The following is a 21,185-nucleotide window of genomic DNA, read 5'->3' on the forward strand; positions in this document are numbered from 1 at the left end:
CGGGCCGGGTGTCCACCGAATTCCGGGGCGGCGGGCGGGCCCCGGCGGAGGCGCCCCGGCCCGGGGCCCGCCCGGCTCCGGCCCCGGCTCCGGCCCCGCCGCCTCACCGCCGCCGCAGCACCAGCTCCAGGTTCCGGTCGGTGGCCTCGCCCGCCAGGTCCTTACGGGCCTTGGGGGCGTTGGCGGCCAGTTCGCGGTAGAGGGCGGCGAGGCCGGGCCCCGAGAGGTCAGCGGGGTCGGCGCGGTGCGGGGCCGCGGATTCGACGAGGGTGGTGAAGAGCGACAGCGTGCCGTCGTGGTTGTCGGTCAGCTCGATGACCCGGGCGAGCTGCGGAAAGTCGATGTGGGAGGCGGTGGAGACCTCCCAGAAGCCCGGGTGGGCGGTGACCTCGTTCTTGTGACTGTGGCCGTTGATCCAGGCGACGACGGACGGGTGCGCGGAGAACAGCGCGGCCAGCTCGGCCCCGGTGTGCCGCTTCTCGTGGGGGCGGGCCGGGTCGGGGCGGGTGTTGTCCATCGTCGCGGAGGTGTGGTGGCTGAAGATCAGCACGTGCCGGGCGCCGTCGCGCTCGTTCGCCGCCAGCGTCCGGCGCAGCCAGGCGAACTGCTCCGCGCCGACCGAGCCGGTGTAGTGGCCGGCCGGGTCGGTGGTGTCGAGGCTGATGCCGAGGACGTCGTCGGCGACCGGGAAGGTGTAGTGGAGGCGCCCGTCGCCGAGGTGGTCGGCGGTGTAGCCGTGGCCGTGCGGGCCGGGGCCGGTGCGGGCCGGGTCGAGGTGGGCGCGGAGGTAGTCGGTGCGGGTGAACGGTGCCCGCCGCGGGTCCGGGGTGACGTGCCGGGCCTTCTTCGCCTGGGCGCGCAGCAGCTCCTTGAAGTCCTCGCCGCGCGGGTCGAGGCCCTTGCGGACGGCCTTCCAGACCTGGGCGGCGCGGTCGGCGGGGAGCGTCTCCAGCTTGCGGTCGCCGGTGGCGACGGCGGTGAGGAACGGGTCGCCGGGCGCGTAGCAGCCGCCGGGCAGGGAGTCGTGGTTGCCGGCGGTGGAGTACCACGGCATCCGCAGGCCGGGGCTGTGGACGGGACGGATCGCCGCGTCGAGGAAACCGTCGATCCGCGGGAAGCCGAGGCGCTTGTCGGCGTCGCGCAGGGCGCTGCCGGGCTGCCAGTAGAGGGCGAGTCCGCTGTCCTGGACGCCTTCGTAGCGGCGCGGGTCGCCGGAGTTCGGGGTGATCGCGCCGCCGCTCATGGCGGTGAGGAACCAGTCCAGCTCCAGACGCGAGTTGTTGTCGGTGTTGTCGCCGGTGGTCATCACGAAGGCGAGGGGCGCACCGGTCGCGGGCCCGCCGGGCAGCGCGTTGATCCGCTCGATCAGTGAGACGACCCCGGCGACGGAGAGCGCCTCCTGCGGGCGCCAGGCGCTGGCCGTCTCGGCGCGCAGGTACTCGTACCGCAGCGGGCTCTGCACATCGACCAGGTGCAGATCGGTGACCTGCACGAACGAGGCGAGCGCGGTGCGCCGCCCGGCGCGCCCGGGGTGCGCGGCGGCCAGCTCGGTGCGGACCAGCCGCCGCCAGCCGGGGCCGTCGCCGAGCTGCCGGTAGCCGCCGGTGCCGTGCGGGGTGGCGACGGAGGCGAGGGTGGTGCCGCGGGTGTACGGGACGGGGGGCACGGCCGGGGCGTCGACGGGGACGGGTGCCACGGGCGCGTGGCCGCCCGGGGGCGTGGCGGCCGCGGCGGGCCGGTCGCCGCCGCCGAAGGCGAGGCCGAGACCGGCGGCGGCGCCGACCGCACCGGTGGCGGCGAGGAAGGCGCGGCGGTCGAGGGCGGAGGCGGCGGACCGTGTGCGGGACATGCGCGGACTCCCCGGTTGCGTGGGCGCGGGCGGCCGGGCAGCTCAACTGCCCGCTCACCGGGGATGCTTGGCAGCGGGGGTGTCGGCGGCGTGAACGCCACCGCAACAGCCGTGGCCCATCACCGCACAGGGATCACCGCACCGCGCGGGCCGGTCCGGTGCCGTGGGAGGCCGCGGTGACACAGGACACGTACCGGCCACGTATCGGAACGGATTGGACAAGGCGACGGGGTTCACACACATGATGGAGACACTTCTGAGCAGGTGTTCCTCAGAGAAGCACCGATGCCAGGTCAGGAAAGAGGGAGTTCCATGAGGATCGGAATCGTCGGAGCCACCGGCCAGGTCGGCGGCGTGATGCGGGGCATTCTCGCCGAGCGGAAGTTCCCGGTCGAGCAGCTGCGCCTGTTCGCCTCGGCGCGCTCCGCCGGGCGCACCCTGCCCTGGCAGGACACCGAGATCACGATCGAGGACGCCGCCACCGCCGACTTCTCCGGTCTGGACATCGTGCTGTTCTCGGCGGGCGGGGCGACCTCCAAGGCGCTGGCGCCGAAGGTCGCGGACGCCGGTCCCGTCGTGATCGACAACTCCTCCGCCTGGCGCCGTGACCCCGAGGTCCCGCTGGTGGTCTCCGAGGTCAACCCGTCGGCGGTCACCGAGCGCCCCAAGGGCATCATCGCCAACCCGAACTGCACCACCATGGCCGCGATGCCGGTGCTGCGCCCGCTGCACGACGAGGCCGGGCTGGTCTCGCTGGTGGCCGCCACCTACCAGGCGGTCTCGGGCAGCGGCCTGGCCGGTGTCGAGGAGCTGAACGGGCAGGTCCGCAAGGCCGTCGAGCAGGACGCCACCCGCCTGACGCACGACGGCGCGGCCGTGGAGTTCCCCGAGCCGGAGAAGTACGTCGCCCCGATCGCGTTCAACGTGCTGCCGATGGCCGGTGCGATCGTCGACGACGGGCTGCACGAGACCGACGAGGAGCAGAAGCTCCGCCACGAGAGCCGCAAGATCCTCGGCATCCCGGAGCTGAAGGTCTCCGGCACCTGCGTGCGGGTCCCGGTCTTCACCGGCCACTCCCTCCAGCTCAACGCCCGCTTCGCCCGCCCGCTGAGCGTGGCCCGCGCCCAGGAGCTGCTGGCCGCCGCCCCCGGCGTCGCCCTCTCCGACGTGCCGACCCCGCTCCAGGCGGCCGGTCAGGACGTCTCCTTCGTGGGCCGCATCCGCGAGGACGAGACCGCGGAGAACGGCCTGGCGCTGTTCGTCTCCGGCGACAACCTCCGCAAGGGCGCCGCCCTCAACGCCGTCCAGATCGCCGAACTGGTCGCGGCGGAGCTGCGGGGCTGAGCGGTCCCCTTCGCGTCACGAGGCGCCTGCCGGGTCTCCGGCGGGCGCCTCGGTGCGTCTCCGGTACGGTCCGCCGGAGCCCTTGCTCACTCAGCGGGCCGTGCGGCCGTCTCCCCCGGGAAGCCGCTGGTGTCGATGGAGAACTTCCGGCCGTCGGCCAGCTCCATTTCCACCACGTCCCCGTACCGGTATGTGCTGCTCTTCTCGTACTGCGCGCCCACCGCGCCCTCGTGCAGGGTGCACACGCGGGTGAACGGGTCGATGATCAGGTAGGTCTCGATGCCGAAGCGGCTGTACTTGGCCACCTTCGTCACGTAATCGTTGGTGTCGGCCGCCGTCGAGACGACCTCGATGGCCGCGACGACATCCATGTAGACGTAACGCTTTCCGCGTGGCTGGGCGTCGAGGTCGAGGATCGCGAGGTCCGGAGCCAGGGAGGTCTCTCCCGGGAAGTCGATGCCCACGTCGAAAACGAGGGGGACCTCCTCTCCCAGCTCGCGTTCCGCCTGCCGGATCAGGCTGCGGATGGTGTTCGACTGGGTCGGGCTCTGCGGCGTCATGATCACCTTTCCGTCGATGATCTCAACGACGTAACCCTCGATTCGGCTCTGTGCCTCGACATCCCGCCAGAGTCGGTCGAGAACCGCCATGGCCACCACCTCCTAGTGCCGACTGCCTCTCCGATCACAGTACCCACCGACCCTGACAATGCGGGCGTGGAAGGATGGCCGCACCCCGCAGACGAGGACTCTTACGAGGAGATGACCTGGTGCCTGGCACGAACCTGACCCGCGACGAGGCACAGCAGCGGGCGCGACTGCTGACCGTGGACGCGTACGAGATCGTTCTCGATCTTTCCGGCGCGCAGGAGGGCGGCACCTTCCGGTCCGTCACGACGGTGCGCTTCGACTGCGCCGAGGCGGGCGCCGAGAGCTTCATCGACCTGATCGCGCCGACCGTGCACGAGGTGCGCCTCAACGGCGCCGCGCTGGATCCGGCCGCGGTCTTCGCCGACTCCCGGATCGCGCTGCCCTCCCTGCTCGCCGGGCGCAACGAGCTGACCGTCGTCGCCGACTGCGCGTACACCAACACCGGCGAAGGGCTGCACCGCTTCGTCGACCCGGTCGACCAGCAGGCGTACCTCTACACGCAGTTCGAGGTGCCGGACGCCCGCCGGGTGTTCGCCTCCTTCGAGCAGCCGGACCTGAAGGCGACGTTCGCGTTCACCGTCACCGCGCCCGAGGGCTGGACGGTGATCTCCAACTCGCCGACGCCGGAACCCGAGGGCACCGTCTGGACGTTCGCGCCGACGCCGCGCATCTCGACGTACATCACCGCGCTGATCGCCGGTCCGTACCACAGCGTGCACAGCAGCTGGGAAGGCGCGGACGGGCGGACGGTGCCGCTGGGGATCTACTGCCGTCCCTCGCTCGCCGAGCACCTGGACGCCGAGGAGATCTTCGACGTCACCCGGCAGGGCTTCGACTGGTTCCAGGAGAAGTTCGACTACGCGTACCCCTTCGAGAAGTACGACCAGCTCTTCGTGCCGGAGTTCAACGCCGGGGCGATGGAGAACGCGGGCGCGGTGACCATCCGCGACCAGTACGTCTTCCGCTCGAAGGTGACGGACGCGGCGTACGAGACGCGCGCCGAGACCATCCTGCACGAGCTGGCGCACATGTGGTTCGGCGACCTGGTCACCATGGAGTGGTGGAACGACCTGTGGCTGAACGAGTCGTTCGCCACCTACACCTCGATCGCCTGCCAGGCGTACGCGCCGGGCTCGAAGTGGCCGCACTCGTGGACGACGTTCGCGAACTCCATGAAGACCTGGGCCTACCGCCAGGACCAGCTGCCGTCGACGCACCCGATCATGGCGGACATCCGTGACCTGGACGACGTCCTCGTCAACTTCGACGGCATCACCTACGCCAAGGGCGCCAGCGTCCTCAAGCAGCTCGTCGCGTACGTCGGCATGGACGCGTTCTTCCAGGGCGTGCAGGAGTACTTCAAGGCGCACGCCTTCGGCAACACCCGGCTGAGCGATCTGCTGGGCGCGCTGGAGAAGACCAGCGGCCGGGATCTGAAGACCTGGTCGAAGAAGTGGCTGGAGACCGCGGGCATCAACATCCTGCGGCCCGAGATCACCCTCGCCGCGGACGGCACGGTCGCCTCCTTCCACGTCCGGCAGGAGGCCCCCGCGCTGCCCGCCGGCGCCACCGGCGAGCCGGTGCTGCGCCCGCACCGCATCGCGATCGGCTGCTACGACCTGAAGGACGGCGCGCTCGTCCGCACCGACCGCATCGAGCTGGACGTGGACGGCGCGCTGACCGAGGTGCCGTTCCCGGCGGGCACCCGGCGGCCGGACGTGGTGCTGCTCAACGACGACGACCTGTCGTACGCCAAGGTCCGCCTGGACGAGGAGTCGCTGAAGGTCGTCACCGACCACCTCGGCGACTTCACCGAGTCGCTGCCGCGGGCGCTGTGCTGGGCGTCGGCGTGGGACATGACCCGCGACGGCGAACTGCCCACCCGCGACTACCTGGCGCTGGTGCTCTCCGGCATCGGCAAGGAGTCGGACATCGGCGTCGTCCAGTCGCTGCACCGCCAGGTGTCGCTGGCGCTGAACATGTACGCGGACCCGGCGTGGCGCGAGACGGGTCTGGCGCGGTGGGCGGACGCGGCGCTGGAGCAGCTGCGGGCGGCGGCGCCGGGCAGCGACCACCAGCTGGCGTGGGCCCGCGCGTTCAAGGAGGCGGCCCGCTCCGACGCCCACCTCGACCTGGTCCAGGCGCTGCTGGACGGCACCGAGACGGTCCAGGGGCTGGTCATCGACACCGATCTGCGCTGGTCGCTGCTGGGCCGGCTGGCGGCGACCGGCCGCGCCGACGAGCAGGCCATCGCGGCGGAGCTGGAGCGCGACCGCACCTCGGCGGGTGAGCAGCACGCGGCGTCCGCGCGGGCGGCCCGGCCGACGGCGGAGGCGAAGGCCGCCGCCTGGGCCGCGGTCGTCGAGGCGGACACGCTGCCCAACGCGGTGCAGGAGGCCGTCATCGGCGGCTTCCTCCAGCACGACCAGGAGGAGCAGCTGGCGCCGTACGCCGCGAAGTACTTCGACGCGGTGAAGGACATCTGGGACGCGCGCAGCCACGAGATGGCCTCGCAGATCGTGACCGGGCTCTTCCCGGCGCTGCGGATCACCCCGGAGACGCTGGAGGCGACGGACGCGTGGCTGGCGTCGGCGGAGCCGAGCCCGGCGCTGCGGCGGCTGGTCGTGGAGTCCCGGGCGGGCGTCGAGCGGGCGCTGAAGGCCCGCGCGGCGGACGCGGCCGCGGGCTGACCGGAGCTTCCGTACGGGCGGGGCGCCCGGGGCCGTGTGGTCCCGGGCGCCCCGTTCTCCGTCAGCGGCGGGTGGCCGGGCCGTGCGCACCGGCCGCGGCCGGCCGGCGGCTCCGGTCGGGCCCGCCGCGTTCCGTCAGCCGCCCAGCGCCGTGAAGCGCTCGCCGAGGGCCCGGCGCCCGTCGGCGGTCAGGCTGCCGTGGACGCGCATCCGGGCGAGACCGCCGTCGGGGAAGACGTCGAGGCGGATGTGGGTGGCGGTGACCGCCTCGGGCAGGGCGAAGCGGTGCGGGGTGTCCGGCTGGAGCCTGGTCCGGGGCAGGATCTCGAACCAGGAGTCCTCGTCCTCGGGGGTGCCGTCGCAGCCGTACAGCGCCGCCCAGCCCGCGGAGTTGCCCTTGAGGTAGGCGGTGTCGATCTCGATCGCGCGGATCTCCCCCTGGGCCGCAAGGCGGAAGCGGACCCAGTCGTGGGTGCCCTTGACCCGGCGGCGGCGGTTCTCCCAGCCGTCGTCCATCTTGCGGGAGAGGTCGGGCTGGATGATCTGGGTGGGCGAGGAGTAGAAGCGGTCGGAGGCGTCCTCCACCGCGCCGCCGTTGAGGACCGACGCCAGGTCGACGGTGCCGAGGGCGGCCAGCCACGCCGGGTCGGGCACGACCTCGCCGTGGACCCGCAGCCGGGCGATACCGCCGTCGGGGTGCTGCTTGAGGCGCAGATGGGTGAAGCGGCGCTCGGTGGTGACCTCGAAGCCGTTGGCGGCGTGGCCGCGGACCGGCGTCCGCGGGACGATCTCCTCCCACTTCACGTCCGGGGCGAGCAGCTCCTCCGGGCCGGGGCTGCCGGGGAGGGCGGTCGCCTCGACGGTGACCTGCTGCGGGTAGTTGCCGCGGAAGTGGGCGGTGTCGACGATGACGCCGCGGATCACGCCGGGGGCGGCGAGGCGGATCAGCGCCCAGTCGTGCTCGTCGTCGGTCGGGAAGGGGTGGTCCGCGTCCGCGCCGCGGCGCCGCCGGGTCTCCCAGCCGTCCATGATCTTGCCCTTGTGGCCGAAGCGCTCGGGGTCGAAGACCGCCGGGCCGGGCTTCAGCAGGTTCTCGCGCTCGGCGAAGAACTCGTCGTTCGCAGCGATCACCCCGGCGCCGAACCGCCGGTCGGCGAGGTCGACGAGGGAGGTGAAGGCGTGGTCGCCGCCGCGGTAGTCGGCGAAGGGGTCGCCGCCGCCGTACGGGTTGGCGTCGTTGGCGTGCGGATCGGTGGAGTCGGCCGGGGTGGTGGTCATCGTCGCCCTTCGGTGAAGTGAGGCGCCCTTCGGTGGTGCGGCGCTGCGGACCTCTCCACCGTCGCAGCGGCCACCCGGCAGGTCCATCGACAGTTCGTGAGGTCGTTGTTCAGATGGACTGAACGGTGGGCGGCCCGTCCGGGGGCGCGTCGCCGTCCGCGGGCGCCGTCCGGGCACCGGCGCGCGCCGCGGCCACCTGCTGGAGCGCGGCCAGCACCCGGGACAGGCCCGGCGCCCCCTCGGAGCCGCGGCGGGCGGCGGCGACGACATGGCGGCGCGGCTGGTCGGCGTGGAGGACCCGCAGCACGACGCCGGGGCCGCCGCCGGTGCCCCGGGCGGGCGCGCCGACGCCGGGCCGCGCCATCCGGGGCACCAGCGCGACGCCCATGCCCGCGGCGACCATCGCCCAGATCGCGTTCCAGTCGGCGGCGGCATGCGCCTGCTCGGGGACGAAACCGGCGTTCTCGCAGGCGGCGGTGGTGATCTGCGACCAGGGGCCGCTGGATCCGAAGATCCACGGCTCGCCCGCGAGATCGGCCAGCCGCAGCCCCGGCTCGGCGGCGAGCGGATGCCCGGCGGGCAGCGCCACGTCCAACGGGTCGGCGAGCAGCGACAGCCGGCTGAACTTGGGGTCCCGGGGCGTGGGCGCGTGCGCGGCGAGGGAGAGCGCCAGATCGACGCTGCCCTCGGCCAGCAGCTCGTACGCGGCCTCCGCCTCGGCCTCGCGGACGGCGACGGCGAGCCCGGGGTGGGTGCGGCGCAGCTCCTGGACGGCGGGGACGACGAGGGCGGGGATGGCGGTGGAGAACGCGCCGATGCGGACCCGGCCCGCCTCACCGCGCAGATAGCCGAGGAGTTCCGCGTCGGCGCGCTCCAACTGGGCGAAGACGACGTCGGCGTGGCGGAGCACCAGATGGGCGGCGTCGGTCAGCCGCACCCGGCGGCCGTGCGCCTCCAGCAGCGGGACGCCGAGCGCCTTGGCGAGGCCGGCCAGTTGCTGGGAGACGGCCGACGGCGTCAGGTGCAGCGCCTCGGCGGTCGCGGTGACCGTGCCCAGCTCGTGCAGCGTGCGCAGGATCCGCAGCTTCTTGATGTCCCAGTCGGCCATGCGGGCAGCGTACGCATCGGGCGGCGCGCCCGGACGCCCCTCCGGCGGGCTCACCGCCTGCCGCCCGCCCCCAGGACGACCCCCGCCACGATCAGCGCCATGCACACCGCCTGGACGGGCCCGGCGCCCTCGCCCAGGACCGCGTACGACAGCAGCGCCACACAGACCGGCTGGAGGTAGTAGACGACCCCGGCGCGGGCGGCGCCTACCAGGGCTATCGCCGTGTTCCAGGTGAAGAAGGCGACGGCGGAGGAGAGGACGCCGATGTAGAGCAGCGGGCCGGCGGTGGCGGCGGTGAGCGGGAAGCCGCCCTCGACGGCGAGGCTCACCCCGTAGGCGGGCAGCAGCATCGCGGCGCCCAGGGCGAACGTCATGAAGAGGTAGGCGCGTTGGCCGATGCCGTCGGGGCGGCGGCGCAGCAGTGCGCTGTATCCGGCGAAGGTGGCGGTGGCGGCGAGCATCCACAGGTCGCCGGGGGCGAAGTCGAGCCGGGCGAGGGCGGCCGGGGAGCCGCCGCCGACGAGGACGACCACCCCGGCCAGCGCGAGCAGCATCCCGGCGAGGCGGCGGGCGCCGAGCGGGGCGCCGTCCGGCGCGGGGGCGGCGCGGCGCCGTCCGAGGCGGTCGAAGGCGGCGATCAGCAGCGGCGAACCGGCCGCGATCATCGCCATGTTGGTGGCGGAGGTGGTGCGTCCGGCCTGGTAGATGAGGGTGTTGAAGAGGGTGACGCCGAGCAGCGCGGCCCCGGCGAGGTGCGGCAGGTGGCGGCGGACGGCGGGCCACTGCCGGCGGACCTCGGGCAGTGTGAGGGGCGCGACGGCGACGAGCGCGACGATCCAGCGCCAGAAGGCGGTCTGGACCGGGGGCACCGTCGCGTGCAGGGCGCGGGCGATGACGAAGTTGCCGGACCAGATGACGGTCGCGGTGAGCGCGAGCGTCAGGCCGATGGCGCGCGCCGTGCCCGTGCGAGGGGTGCGGGGCCGTTCCAGAACTGCCACGGTGTCCTTTCGGTCGGAGGGAGGCCCACCCACCGTGGCAGTTCCGGAAACATCAGGTCCATCGAAAATTTCGACGCACTCTGTTCAGCCGAACTGAATGGTGTGTCCTACGAGGCGGCGCGGGCCGCCCGGCGGGCTTCGATGGCGGCGCGCCGCTCGTCGAACGCGCGGGCCTGGTCGTCGAGCCCGCCCATGAACATCCCCAGCTCCTCCTGGGCCGCCAGACCGACCGGCCCGAGGCCGCCGATCTCCAGCACCTTGAGGTGGCGCAGCACCGGCTGGAGCACGTCGTCGTGGTGGATGCGGAGGTTGTAGATCCCGCCGATGGCCATCCGGGCGGCGGCCCGCTCGAAGCCGGGCATGCCGTGGCCGGGCATCCGGAAGGCGGTGACGACATCACGGACGGCGGCCATGGTCTGGTCCGGGGCCAGCTCGAAGGCGGCGCGCAGGAGGTTGCGGTAGAAGACCATGTGGAGGTTCTCGTCGGTGGCGATCCGGGCCAGCATCCGGTCGCAGACCGGGTCACCGGAGTGGTGGCCGGTGTTCCGGTGCGAGATGCGGGTGGCCAGCTCCTGGAACGCGACGTACGCGATGGAGTGCAGCATGCTGTGGCTGTTGTCGGACTCGAACCCCTCCGACATGTGGGCCATCCGGAACCGCTCCAGCTCGACGGGGTCGACCGCGCGGCTGGTGAGCAGGTAGTCGCGCATCACGATGCCGTGCCGCCCCTCCTCCGCGGTCCAGCGGTGCACCCAGGTGCCCCAGGCTCCGTCGCGGCCGAAGAGGGTGGCGATCTCGTGGTGGTAGCTGGGGAGGTTGTCCTCGGTGAGGAGGTTGACCACGAGAGCGGTGCGGCCGATGTCGGTCACCTTGGACTGCTCGGGCGCCCATGCCTCACCGCCCATGACGCCGTCGAAGTTCCGGCCGTCGCTCCACGGCACGTACTCGTGGGGCATCCACTCCTTGGCGACCTTCAGATGGCGGTTCAGCTCCTTCTCGACGACCTCTTCGAGCGCGTAGAGGAGGTGGGCGTCGCTCCAGGCACTGAGGCCAGGCTCTCCGTCGTGGCGGGCGGGGGCGATGGTCACGGGGGAACTCCTGGGGGGACGATGACCTACGGAACCGTAAGTTGGACCTACGGCTCCGTAGGTTACGGCATCGTAAGTGAGGCCGAGTTAAGTCCCTGACCCGCCAAATCGCCTTATTTCACCTTGTTCGCCCGCGGAAACAACAAAGGGCGCCCTTCGGTTCTTACGAACCGAAGGGCGCCCTGAAAGGCGTCGGTGCCCGGCGTCAGACCTTACTTGGCCTGCTTGCGGGACTTGTCGCCCACCATGACCAGCCCGGCGATGACCAGGAAGAGAACGATGGGGGCGGCGACGTAGAGGCCGAGCGTGGAGAGCACGCTCAGGCCCGGACCCGGGTCGTCGCCGTCGTCGCGAACGGACGCAAACGCGGGGGACGACATCAGCAGCATCAGCGCAGTGCCGGCCGTGACGGTTCCGGCGCGCAGGGCGTTCTTCTTGACCTTGTTCACGGAGTCAACGTATAGGACGCCCCGGCCGCCCGCGCGCCCGGGGTGGCGCAAGGCGGCACCGCCGGAGAAAGGGGGCGGTACAGGCGTCGGACCGCCCGGCCGGAGGCCGTCAGACCTCCATGGACTCCGTGCCCAGACCGGTGGCGGTCGGCTCGCTCGTCAGCGGCAGTTCGGCGGAGATCGGGACCTCACTGGTGAGCGGGGCGCCGGCGGCGAGCGGCGGCTCGCTGGTCAGGGGCGGCTCGACGAAGCTGGCGGAGCCGGAGCCGTCCAGGCAGTCGGGGCCGGAGAGCCCGTCGAAGAAGTCCGGCTCCACGGGCCCGTCGCCGGGTTTGGAGGACAGGGCGTCGAGGAGCAACTGAGCGGACGCGGCCACAAGGGCCTCCCGTTCGTCGGCAGTGGGTCAAGGGCTGGGCTACCCAGCGATCGGGATCACAGACGCGAACGACCAGCAAACGTGACCCACATCACACCCTAAGGGACGGGCGATTTCACGGCGCGGCCCGGAACGGGGCGCACAGATTGCGGCGGGAGCGGCCCTCCGACGGCAAGTTCTGCGGGGCGCGAGACCGTCCGGCGATCCACCGCGAGCACCGGCCCCGGACATACGGCGACCCGGGACGCCCGGGCCGCCGGGCGGCGGGACGGCGCTCCCGCCCGCGCGGCAGCCCGTGCGCCCCGGGCCGGGCCCGGCGCACGAAGGCCCGGATCTAGGCCGTCACGGCACTGATCCGGGCCAGGGCGTCGTCGGCGCCGTACGGCTGCAAATACGGCAGCCACCGCGGATCGCGGTGGCCCGTCCCGATGATCCGCCAGGCGAGGCCGGACGGCGGGGCCGGTTGGTGGCGCAGCCGCCAGCCGATCTCGGCGACATGGCGGTCGGCCTTGACGTGGTTGCAACGGCGGCAGGCGGCGACGACGTTCTCCCAGGTGTGCTGACCGCCGCGGCTGCGGGGGATTACATGGTCGACGCTGGTGGCGACCGCGCCGCAGTACATGCAGCGGCCTCCGTCGCGGGCGAACAGCGCCCGCCGGGTGAGAGGGACGGGACCGCGGAAAGGCACCCGCACGAAGCGTTTGAGACGGACCACACTCGGGGCGGGGATGACGCGGGTCGCACTGTGCATCAGGGCGCCGGACTCCTCAAGGCTGACGGCCTTCTCATTGAGGACGAGGACGAGCGCGCGGCGGAGCGGTACGACGCCGAGCGGCTCGTACGACGCGTTGAGGACCAGGACATGCGGCACGGGTGCCTCCTTGTACGCCGGCGGCGCGTGGCTCGCGCCGGGACGATCTCCCCCAGTGTCACCCGGTGCCCGGGCGCGGCGCCACCATGACCGGGTAACGGGCCGGAGGTGTTTTCCGGCACACCCCCTCAGTTCGCGCGGCACGGTGTTACTTCGCCCTCATTCGGGCGCACTCGTGGCGCTCCGGGAACGCCCCGGAAGGCGTTGACGTTCGAACAAGGGCGCGGTTCGGTGGCGTTGCCCCGTTAGTGTGGTGGCCGTCCGAGCCGTGGCGCCCCCTCGGTCCGGGCATCCCGCCCCACACGGAAGGTTCTGCTGTGCACTGGTCAGCCATGGCGGTCGCCGCCGCGCCCTACAGCGCCGCACCGGCGCCGGACGCCACCGGTCCGACGTCCTTCGAGGACGCGACGGAGAAGGCCACCAACGCGGCCGGGTGGGTGCAGGAGAACTGGGGCAACTGGGTCGAGTCCGGCCTCCAGATCGTGCTGATCGTCGTGATCGCGGTGGTGCTGCGGCATGTGGTGCGCCGCACGCTGACCCGGCTCATCGACCGGATGAACCGCACCGCGAACGCCGCCCAGGGCACCGCGCTCGGCGGGCTCCTGGTCAACGCCGAGCGGCGCCGGCAGCGCTCCGAGGCGATCGGTTCGGTGCTGCGCTCCGTCGCCTCCTTCGTGATCATGGGCACGGCGGCGCTCACCGTGCTGTCGGTGCTCAACATCAATCTGGCGCCGCTGCTGGCGAGCGCCGGTGTGGCGGGTGTCGCGATCGGTTTCGGCGCCCGCAACCTCGTCACCGACTTCCTCTCCGGTGTCTTCATGATCCTGGAGGACCAGTACGGCGTCGGCGACGAGATCGACGCCGGGGTGGCCACCGGCACCGTCATCGAGGTCGGTCTGCGGGTGACGAAGCTGCGCGGCCCGAACGGCGCCATCTGGTACATACGCAACGGCGAGGTCAAGCGGATCGGCAACCTCAGCCAGGGCTGGGCGACCGCCCATGTCGACGTCCAGCTCGCCGCCGACCAGGATCTGGAGCGGGCCCGTGAGGTCATCACGGCGGCCGGCGAGGAGATGTCCAAGGCCGAGCCGTGGAACGAGCAGCTGTGGGAGCCGGTGGAGGTGCTGGGCCTGAGCGAGGTCTCCCTGGAGACCGTCACGCTGGGCCTCTCGGCCAAGACCATGCCGGGGAAGGCCGGCGGCGTCGAGCGGGAGCTGCGCTGGCGGGTCAAGCAGGCGCTGGACCGCGCCGCGATCCGCCTCGCACCGCGCCCGGAGCCGGAGGAGGAGGACGGGGAGGCCGCGGACCCGTCCGCCGCGGTGGCCGCACCGTCCGCGCTCAACAACCCGGACTCGCCGCAGTCCCTCGCCGCGGCGCCGATCGCCCGGCCGAAGCTGGGCAAGTAGCGGCCCGCACCCCGCCGTCCCACGGCCCCCGTACCGCCCCGCGCGGTACGGGGGCCGTGTCGTGTGGCGGTACCCGCGGCGCGGTCAACGGCCGGGCGGTGGGCAGCAGATGACGGTCCGGGGATCTTCGGGAAAAGTCTTCGCGCGTAAACCATTGACGGCCCCTCGGGGTGCGCCCTACCGTCCTTGCACCGATTGGAAAGTTTCCTAACAGATGGTGGCGGCGCCACCGGGAACGGGGTGGGGGCGCACATGGCGGCAGCGGGAGCGGGGATGCCCGGAACGCCTCGGGTACTGCGCGCGATGAACGACCGGGCCGCACTCGACCTGCTCGTGTCCCAGGGACCGTTGACCCGTACCCAGATCGGCGAGCTGACCGGCCTGTCGAAGCCCACCGCCTCCCAGCTGCTGGCACGGCTGGAGGCCGTCGGGCTGGTGCGGACCACCGGTAACGTCACCGGGCGCCCGGGGCCCAACGCCCAGCTCTACGAGGTGAATCCGTTCGTGGCGCAGGTCGCCGCGCTCGCCGTGGATCAGGAGGGGATCACGGCGGCCGTGGCCGACATCGCCGGGCAGGTACGCGGCGAGGCACGGGTGGGCACCGACGCGGTGGCCGAGGACGTACCGCACCGCACCGCGCAACTGGTCGCGGCGGCCGTCGACGGGGCGCTCGCCAAGGCCGGGCTGGGCCGTGAGCAGCTGCACGGCGCGGTGATCGGTACGCCGGGCGCGCTGGACCCGGGCACCGGGCGGCTGCGGTACGCGCCGCATCTGCCCGGCTGGCACTCGCGGGCCCTCCAGGAGGAGCTGGCGGAGGTCCTGGGCACGCCCATCGAGATCGAGAACGACGTCAACCTCGCGGCCGTCGCCGAGCAGCACGACGGCGCCGCCCAGGACTACGACGACTTCGTGCTGGTCTGGGCGGACGAGGGCGTCGGCGCCGCGATCGTGCTCAACGGCGTACTGCTGCGCGGGGCGACCGGCGGTGCCGGGGAGATCGGCTACATGCCGCTGCCGGGGGCGCCGCTGGCGCGCGGCGGGGACCGCAGCGCCGCGCGGGCCGACGGCGGCGGCGGCTTCCAGAGCCTGGTCGGCGCGCCCAGCGTCGTCGAACTCGCCCACCGGCACGGCGCCGGTCACGTCCGCACCGTCGAGGAGGCGCTGCGGGTCGACACCGTCCGGGCGGAGGTGGCGGTGCGGATGGCCACCGGGCTGGCCGCGGTGGTGGCGGTCGTCGATCCGCAGCTGGTGGTGTTGTCCGGGGCGGTCGCGCACGCCGGCGGGGAGGAGCTGCGGGCGCTGGTCGAGGAGGAGTTCACGGGGCTCGCGCTGCCCCGGCCGGAACTGCGCATCAGCCATCTCGACGGCAATCCCATTCTCACCGGCGCCCTGCGCACGGCACTCGCCGCCGCCCGCGACACCGTCTTCAACACGGCCTGAATTCCTTGCACTTTTTCACTTCCCCTTTCTCATTCCTCCCGCCGTAAAGGAAGTACGCCATGCCATCCTCGCGCGCAGGCCGCTGCCTGATCGTGGCGCTGGCCGGTGCCGGGCTGCTCGTGTCGGGGTGTGCCCGGCCGAGCGTCGGCAGCGACCGGGACGATCCGACAAAACCGGTGACGCTGAAGTTCTGGCACGGCTGGTCGGAGCCGGGTGAGGTGAAGGCGGTGAACGACAGCATCGCCCGCTTCGAGAGAGCGCACCCGAACATCAAGGTCGAGGCCGTCGGCAACGTCACCGACGAGACGATGAACCAGGCGCTGCGGGCGGGCGGGGACGACGCGCCCGACGTGGTGTCGTCGTTCACCACCAACAACGTCGGGCAGTACTGCTCCTCGGGCATGTGGGCGGATCTCGACCCGTTCCTGAAGAAGAGCGGGCTGGACAAGAAGAAGATCTTCCCGAAGACGCTGCTCGACTACACGCAATACCGCGGGCGGCAGTGCGCACTGCCGCTGCTGGCCGACGCGTACGGGCTCTACTACAACAAGGACGCGTTCAAGAAGGCGGGAATCGACCGGCCGCCGCGGACGATGTCGGAATTCGAGCGGGACGCCGCGAAACTGACCGAACGGCGCAAGGACGGTTCGTACCGGCGGGTGGGTTTCATGCCGGCCTTCCGGTTGTACCAGAACAGCCCGGACCGGCTGTTCGCGCAGTGGGGGCCGACGTATTTCGACACGGAGGGCAAGGCCGCGCTGGCGAAGGATCCGCGCAGCAAGGATTTCTTCCGTACCCAGCTCAAACTGATCAAGGCGCAGGGCGGCTACGGTCCGCTGGAGAAGTTCCGCACCATGTTCGGCGACGAGATGTCGTCGCAGAACGCCTTCCTCACCCAGAAGGTGGCGATGCACCTGGACGGTGAGTGGCGTGGGCTGATGCTCAAGGACGCGAAGGCGAAGTTCGGCTGGGACACCGCGCCGCTGCCGGTCCCCGACGACCAGGCGGACACGTACGGGCGCGGCTATCTCACCGGCACCATCGCCGGTGTCGCGCACAGCAGTATGCATCAGAACGCCGCCTGGGAGCTGGTGAAGTTCCTGACCGCGGACACCGATCAGGTGGTCGCGTTCGCCAATGCCATCCACAACGTCCCCTCGACGTTCGCGGCGCTGAAATCGCCGAAACTGGACGCCGATCCGACGTTCCGCACCTTTTTGAACATCGCGAAGAACCCGCACAGTTCGGCGCTGCCCCCGTCCAACAACGGCGGGCAGTACGTCACCACGCTCCAGGACTTCTCCTACAACGTCGAAGCCGGCAAGGTGCCCGATCTCGACAAGGGGCTGCGGACCCTCGACGCGCAGATCGACGCCGACAACCTCCAGTCCGAGAACTGACGGAGCCACCCATGGCACTTGGCACCCACGCGCCCGCGCTGCGCCGTAAGAAACTGCGCGAGAGACTGCGTACGGTCGGTTTCCTCTCCCCCTGGCTGGTCGGATTCTCGGTCTTCTTCGGGTATCCGCTGCTCGCCACCGTCTATTTCTCGTTCATGCACTACAACCAGATCGAGCAGCCCGCTTTCGTGGGGCTGAAGAACTGGAAGTACGTGCTGACGCAGATGCCGCTGTTCGGTCCGGCGCTGTGGAACACGCTGTGGCTGGTCGTGGTGATGGTCGCGCTGCGGGTGGTCTTCGGGCTCGGCATCGGGCTGCTCGTCACGAAGATCAAGTCGGGGGCGGGGTTCTTCCGCACCGCGTTCTACCTGCCGTATCTGGCGCCGCCGGTCGCCGCGACCGTCGCCTTCGTCTTCCTGCTGAACCCGGGCAGCGGGCCGGTCAACGAGATCCTCGGCGCCGTCGGCATCGACGCGCCGTCGTGGTTCAACGACCCGAACTGGGCGAAGCCGTCGCTGGTGCTGCTGTCGCTGTGGGGTATCGGCGACCTGATGGTGATCTTCATGGCGGCGCTGCTCGACGTGCCGCGCGAGCAGTACGAGGCGGCGGAACTGGACGGCGCCGGGGCGTGGGGGAAGTTCCGCTACGTCACCTGGCCGGCGATCACCCCGATCGTGATGTTCGCGGTGGTCACCGGCGTCGTACAGACCATGCAGTACTACACACAGGCGCTGGTCGCCGGGAAGCTCGCCTCCGGCGTCACCATCGGCCCCGGCACGGTCATCCAGCCCGGCTACCCGGACCACTCCACGCTGACCGTCCCGCAGCTCGTCTACTCGCTGGGCTTCCAGAACTTCAACACCGGCGCGGCGTGCGTGCTCTCGCTCGTGCTCTTCGTCATCGCCATGGCCGTCACCACCCTGCTGATGCGCAAGCGCGCGGGTCTGCTCCCGGCGGAGGACTGATCCCATGACCACCACGACCCTGAGCGCCCCCGGCGCACCGGCACGCACCGGCGGCGACGCGCGCGGTCCGGCGCTGCGGGCCCGCCGCACCCGGCTGCTGCACTGGATCGCCGTGCACACGGTGGCGATCGCCGCCGCGCTCTTCTTCGTGCTGCCGTTCGTCTTCGTCTTCCTGACGTCGGTGATGAGCGACGGCCAGGCGATGAGCGGCGAATTGTGGCCCACCGAATGGCACTGGTCCAACTACGCCACCGTCTTCCACACGCCGGGCTTCCTGGACTGGTGGAAGAATTCCCTGATGTACGCGGGTCTGGGCACGCTGTTCACGGTCTGCTCGGCGGTTCCGGTGGCGTACGCGCTGGCGAAGTTCCGTTTCCGGGGCCGCCGGACGGCGATGATCCTGGTGATTTCCACGATGATGCTGCCACCGCAGGTCGTCGTCATCCCGATGTATCTGGTCTGGGCACAGCAGCTGCATCTGTCCGGGTCGCTGTGGCCGCTGATCATCCCGATGGCGTTCGGTGACGCGTACTCCATCTTTCTGCTGCGGCAGTTCCTGCTGACGATTCCGCAGGAGTACGTCGAGTCGGCGAAGGTGGACGGCTGCGGCGAGGTCCGTACGCTGCTGAAAATCATCGTGCCGATGGCGAAGCCCGGAATCGCCGCCATCGCGCTGTTCCAGTTCTTCTACTGCTGGAACGACTATTTCGGCCCGCAGATCTACGCGGCGCAGAACCCCGGGGCCTGGACGCTCTCCTACGGCCTCGAATCCTTCAAGAGCGCGCACAGCGTCGACTGGAACCTGACCATGGCGGCGACGCTGCTGATCATGGCCCCGGTCATCCTCGTGTTCTTCTTCGCACAGAAAGCCTTCGTCGAAGGCGTCACTCTCACCGGAGTAAAGGGCTGAACCTGTGGCTGTTCCCATGAAACTCGCAGTGGTCGGCGGCGGGTCGACCTACACCCCCGAACTCATCGACGGCTTCGCACGGCTGCGGGACGTCCTGCCGCTCGCGGAACTGGTCCTGATCGACCCGGCGGCCGACCGGCTGGAGCTGGTCGGCGGGCTGGCCCGGCGCATCTTCGCCAAGCAGGGTCACCCGGGCCGGATCTCCTGGACCTCCGACCTGGACGCGGGCGTGGACGGCGCCGACGCGGTCCTGCTCCAGCTGCGCGTCGGCGGGCAGGCGGCCCGCAACCAGGACGAGACCTGGCCGCTGGAGTGCGGCTGCGTGGGCCAGGAGACCACCGGCGCGGGCGGGCTCGCCAAGGCGCTGCGGACCGTCCCGGTGGTCCTCGACATCGCCGAGCGGGTGCGGCGGCGCAACCCCGACGCCTGGATCGTGGACTTCACCAACCCGGTCGGCATCGTCACCCGGGCGCTGCTCACCGAGGGCCACCGGGCCGTCGGGCTGTGCAACGTCGCCATCGGCTTCCAGCGGAAGTTCGCCCGGCTGCTGGACGTCCCGCCGGAGCGGGTGGAGCTGGAGCACGTCGGGCTCAACCACCTCACGTGGGAGCGGGCCGTGCGGGTCGGCGGTGAGGACGTGCTGCCGCGGCTGCTGGCCGAGCACGGCGACGCGGTCGCCGAGGACCTGCACATGCCGCGCTCCCTGGTGGACCGCCTCGGCGTCGTCCCCTCGTACTACCTGCGCTACTACTACCAGCACGACGAGGTGGTGCGGGAGCAGCGGCGCAAGCCCTCGCGGGCGGCGGAGGTCGCCGCGATCGAGAAGCAGCTGCTGGAGATGTACGGCGACGAGAAGCTGGACGAGAAGCCGGAGCTGCTGGCCAAGCGGGGCGGCGCGTTCTACTCCGAGGCGGCGGTGGCGCTGACGTCCTCGCTGCTGCGGGACACCGGCGACACCCAGATCGTCAACACCTTCAACCACGGCACGCTGCCGTTCCTGCCGGACGACGCGGTGATCGAGGTCCCGGCGACGGTCGACGCCACCGGCGCGAAGCCGCTGCCCGTACGCCCCCTGGAGCCGCTGTTCTCCGGGCTGATCTCCCACGTCACCGCGTACGAGCGACTGGCGCTGGAGGCGGCGCTCAAGGGCGGCCGGGACCGGGTCTTCCAGGCGCTGCTCGCCCACCCGCTGATCGGCCAGATCGCCTACGCCGAGCAGCTGACCGACGATCTCCTCGCACACAACCGGGAGCACCTGACGTGGGCCTGAGCGGCGCGTCACTCGCGATCGACGCGGGCAACAGCAAGACGGACGTGGCCCTCGTGGGCGCCGACGGCCGGGTCCTCGGCACGGCCCGCGGCGGCGGCTTCCAGCCACCGGTGGTCGGCGTCGGCCCCGCGGTGGACGTCCTCGCGCCGCTGGTGGCGTCGGTCCTGGCGCAGGCCGGCGCCGAGGGCCCGGTGGCGCACGTCTCGGCGTACCTCGCCAACGCCGACCTGCCGGTCGAGGAGACCGCGCTGGAGGCGGAGATCGCCGGCCGCGGCTGGGCCGGGTCGGTGACCGTCGCCAACGACACCTTCGCGCTGCTGCGCGCCGGACTGCCGGACGGCGCCGAACCGCGCGGCGTCGCCGTGGTGTGCGGCGCCGGGATCAACGGCGTGGGCCTGGGCCGGGACGGGGCGACGGCGCGGTTCCCGTCGGTCGGCCGGATCTCCGGCGACTGGGGCGGCGGCGGCCACCTCGCCGACGAGGCGCTGTGGTTCGCGGCGCGCGCCGAGGACGGCCGCGGCGGCCCCAGCGCACTGGCCCGGGCGCTCCCCGCCCACTTCGGGCTGACCACCATGGCCGAACTGATCGAGGCGCTGCACCTGCGCCGCCTCCCCGACCACCGGCGGTACGAGCTGACGCCGGTGCTCTTCGCCGTCGCGGCGGACGGCGACGCGGTGGCCCGGTCGATCGTGGAGCGGCAGGCGGACGAGGTGGTACTGCTGGCGGCGGTCGCGCTGGACCGCCTCGAACTGCTCGGTGAGGAGATCCGCGTGGTGCTCGGCGGCGGGGTGCTGGCCGCCCGCCATCCGCTGCTGCACGAGCGGGTGGTGCGGTTGCTGGCGGAGCGCGCGCCGAAGGCCGTCGCGCACGTGGTGACCGCTCCCCCGGTGCTGGGCGCCGCGCTCTCCGCCCTGGACCGCGCCGGGGCACCGGCGGCGGCGTACGCGCGGCTGCGGGAGACCTGGACGTAACGGCGGACGGATCCGCGCGCAGGGGCGCGGGGCGGAGGCGCGGCGACCTCGGAGGCCGCGCCTCCGCCCCGCGCCTCTTCCGTGTGCGGGTCCCGGGTTCCGTGTGCGGGTCCCGGGACCCG

At 72.0% G+C, this 21,185-nt stretch carries 18 protein-coding genes; 9 read left to right on the forward strand and 9 right to left on the reverse strand.

What is annotated here, in order from left to right; all coding sequences use genetic code 11:
• Window positions 1-103: 103 nt before the first annotated feature.
• Window positions 104-1,849 (reverse strand): TIGR03767 family metallophosphoesterase, encoded by a 1,746-nt coding sequence (locus tag ACF1BH_RS19810; RefSeq protein ID WP_391643793.1) that lies wholly within the window; start codon window positions 1,847-1,849, stop codon window positions 104-106.
• 312 nt (window positions 1,850-2,161) lie between these two features.
• Between ACF1BH_RS19810 and ACF1BH_RS19815 the strand changes: the two genes are divergently transcribed.
• Complete coding sequence (locus tag ACF1BH_RS19815; protein ID WP_391643795.1) at window positions 2,162-3,193, forward strand: aspartate-semialdehyde dehydrogenase; 1,032 nt, start codon at window positions 2,162-2,164, stop codon at window positions 3,191-3,193.
• A gap of 86 nt (window positions 3,194-3,279) precedes the next feature.
• Here ACF1BH_RS19815 and ACF1BH_RS19820 read toward each other — a convergent pair whose 3' ends face one another.
• Window positions 3,280-3,843, reverse strand: a complete 564-nt coding sequence (locus ACF1BH_RS19820; protein ID WP_391643797.1) for a Uma2 family endonuclease — start codon at window positions 3,841-3,843, stop codon at window positions 3,280-3,282.
• Between the two features lie 119 nt (window positions 3,844-3,962).
• Here ACF1BH_RS19820 and pepN point away from each other — a divergent pair, with 119 nt between their 5' ends.
• Window positions 3,963-6,533 (forward strand): aminopeptidase N, encoded by a 2,571-nt coding sequence (pepN, locus tag ACF1BH_RS19825; RefSeq protein WP_391643799.1) that lies wholly within the window; start codon window positions 3,963-3,965, stop codon window positions 6,531-6,533.
• Between the two features lie 135 nt (window positions 6,534-6,668).
• Here pepN and alc read toward each other — a convergent pair whose 3' ends face one another.
• The 7 genes from alc to ACF1BH_RS19860 all read right to left on the reverse strand — a co-directional run bounded on the left by alc (window position 6,669) and on the right by ACF1BH_RS19860 (window position 12,701).
• Window positions 6,669-7,811, reverse strand: a complete 1,143-nt coding sequence (gene alc / locus ACF1BH_RS19830) for an allantoicase (RefSeq protein ID WP_391643801.1) — start codon at window positions 7,809-7,811, stop codon at window positions 6,669-6,671.
• 109 nt (window positions 7,812-7,920) lie between these two features.
• Window positions 7,921-8,919, reverse strand: a complete 999-nt coding sequence (locus tag ACF1BH_RS19835) for a LysR family transcriptional regulator (RefSeq protein WP_391643803.1) — start codon at window positions 8,917-8,919, stop codon at window positions 7,921-7,923.
• Window positions 8,920-8,969: 50 nt separating this feature from the next.
• Window positions 8,970-9,917 (reverse strand): DMT family transporter, encoded by a 948-nt coding sequence (locus ACF1BH_RS19840; RefSeq protein WP_391643805.1) that lies wholly within the window; start codon window positions 9,915-9,917, stop codon window positions 8,970-8,972.
• A gap of 107 nt (window positions 9,918-10,024) precedes the next feature.
• Window positions 10,025-11,005: an acyl-ACP desaturase gene (locus tag ACF1BH_RS19845; RefSeq protein WP_391643807.1), complete on the reverse strand. Its 981-nt coding sequence runs from the start codon at window positions 11,003-11,005 to the stop codon at window positions 10,025-10,027.
• Between the two features lie 212 nt (window positions 11,006-11,217).
• Complete coding sequence (locus ACF1BH_RS19850) at window positions 11,218-11,454, reverse strand: hypothetical protein (RefSeq protein ID WP_391644082.1); 237 nt, start codon at window positions 11,452-11,454, stop codon at window positions 11,218-11,220.
• Window positions 11,455-11,563: 109 nt separating this feature from the next.
• Entirely contained in the window at window positions 11,564-11,830 is a 267-nt protein-coding gene (locus tag ACF1BH_RS19855) for a hypothetical protein (RefSeq protein ID WP_391643809.1), read from the reverse strand.
• 334 nt (window positions 11,831-12,164) lie between these two features.
• Window positions 12,165-12,701, reverse strand: coding sequence for an HNH endonuclease (locus ACF1BH_RS19860; protein ID WP_030283966.1), 537 nt, complete (start codon window positions 12,699-12,701; stop codon window positions 12,165-12,167).
• 317 nt (window positions 12,702-13,018) lie between these two features.
• Between ACF1BH_RS19860 and ACF1BH_RS19865 the strand changes: the two genes are divergently transcribed.
• The 7 genes from ACF1BH_RS19865 to ACF1BH_RS19895 all read left to right on the forward strand — a co-directional run bounded on the left by ACF1BH_RS19865 (window position 13,019) and on the right by ACF1BH_RS19895 (window position 21,063).
• Complete coding sequence (locus tag ACF1BH_RS19865) at window positions 13,019-14,107, forward strand: mechanosensitive ion channel family protein (protein ID WP_391643812.1); 1,089 nt, start codon at window positions 13,019-13,021, stop codon at window positions 14,105-14,107.
• Window positions 14,108-14,380: 273 nt separating this feature from the next.
• Window positions 14,381-15,547, forward strand: a complete 1,167-nt coding sequence (locus tag ACF1BH_RS19870; protein ID WP_391643814.1) for an ROK family transcriptional regulator — start codon at window positions 14,381-14,383, stop codon at window positions 15,545-15,547.
• Between the two features lie 59 nt (window positions 15,548-15,606).
• Window positions 15,607-16,947, forward strand: a complete 1,341-nt coding sequence (locus ACF1BH_RS19875) for an ABC transporter substrate-binding protein (protein ID WP_391643816.1) — start codon at window positions 15,607-15,609, stop codon at window positions 16,945-16,947.
• 11 nt (window positions 16,948-16,958) lie between these two features.
• On the forward strand, window positions 16,959-17,912 hold the full coding sequence (locus tag ACF1BH_RS19880) for a carbohydrate ABC transporter permease (RefSeq protein ID WP_391643818.1): 954 nt from the start codon (window positions 16,959-16,961) through the stop codon (window positions 17,910-17,912).
• A gap of 4 nt (window positions 17,913-17,916) precedes the next feature.
• Window positions 17,917-18,822 (forward strand): carbohydrate ABC transporter permease, encoded by a 906-nt coding sequence (locus ACF1BH_RS19885; RefSeq protein ID WP_391643820.1) that lies wholly within the window; start codon window positions 17,917-17,919, stop codon window positions 18,820-18,822.
• A 16-nt stretch (window positions 18,823-18,838) separates the two neighbouring features.
• The gene (locus tag ACF1BH_RS19890) at window positions 18,839-20,092 is read left to right on the forward strand and encodes a 6-phospho-beta-glucosidase (protein WP_391643822.1); all 1,254 of its coding nucleotides are present in this window, start codon (window positions 18,839-18,841) and stop codon (window positions 20,090-20,092) included.
• On the forward strand, window positions 20,083-21,063 hold the full coding sequence (locus ACF1BH_RS19895) for an N-acetylglucosamine kinase (protein WP_391643824.1): 981 nt from the start codon (window positions 20,083-20,085) through the stop codon (window positions 21,061-21,063). The genes ACF1BH_RS19890 and ACF1BH_RS19895 overlap by 10 nt, the downstream gene beginning before the upstream one ends.
• The last annotated feature ends 122 nt before the right edge of the window (window positions 21,064-21,185 follow it).

The sequence above is a fragment of the Streptomyces sp. NPDC014733 genome, assembly GCF_043083385.1.
GTDB lineage: Bacteria > Actinomycetota > Actinomycetes > Streptomycetales > Streptomycetaceae > Streptomyces.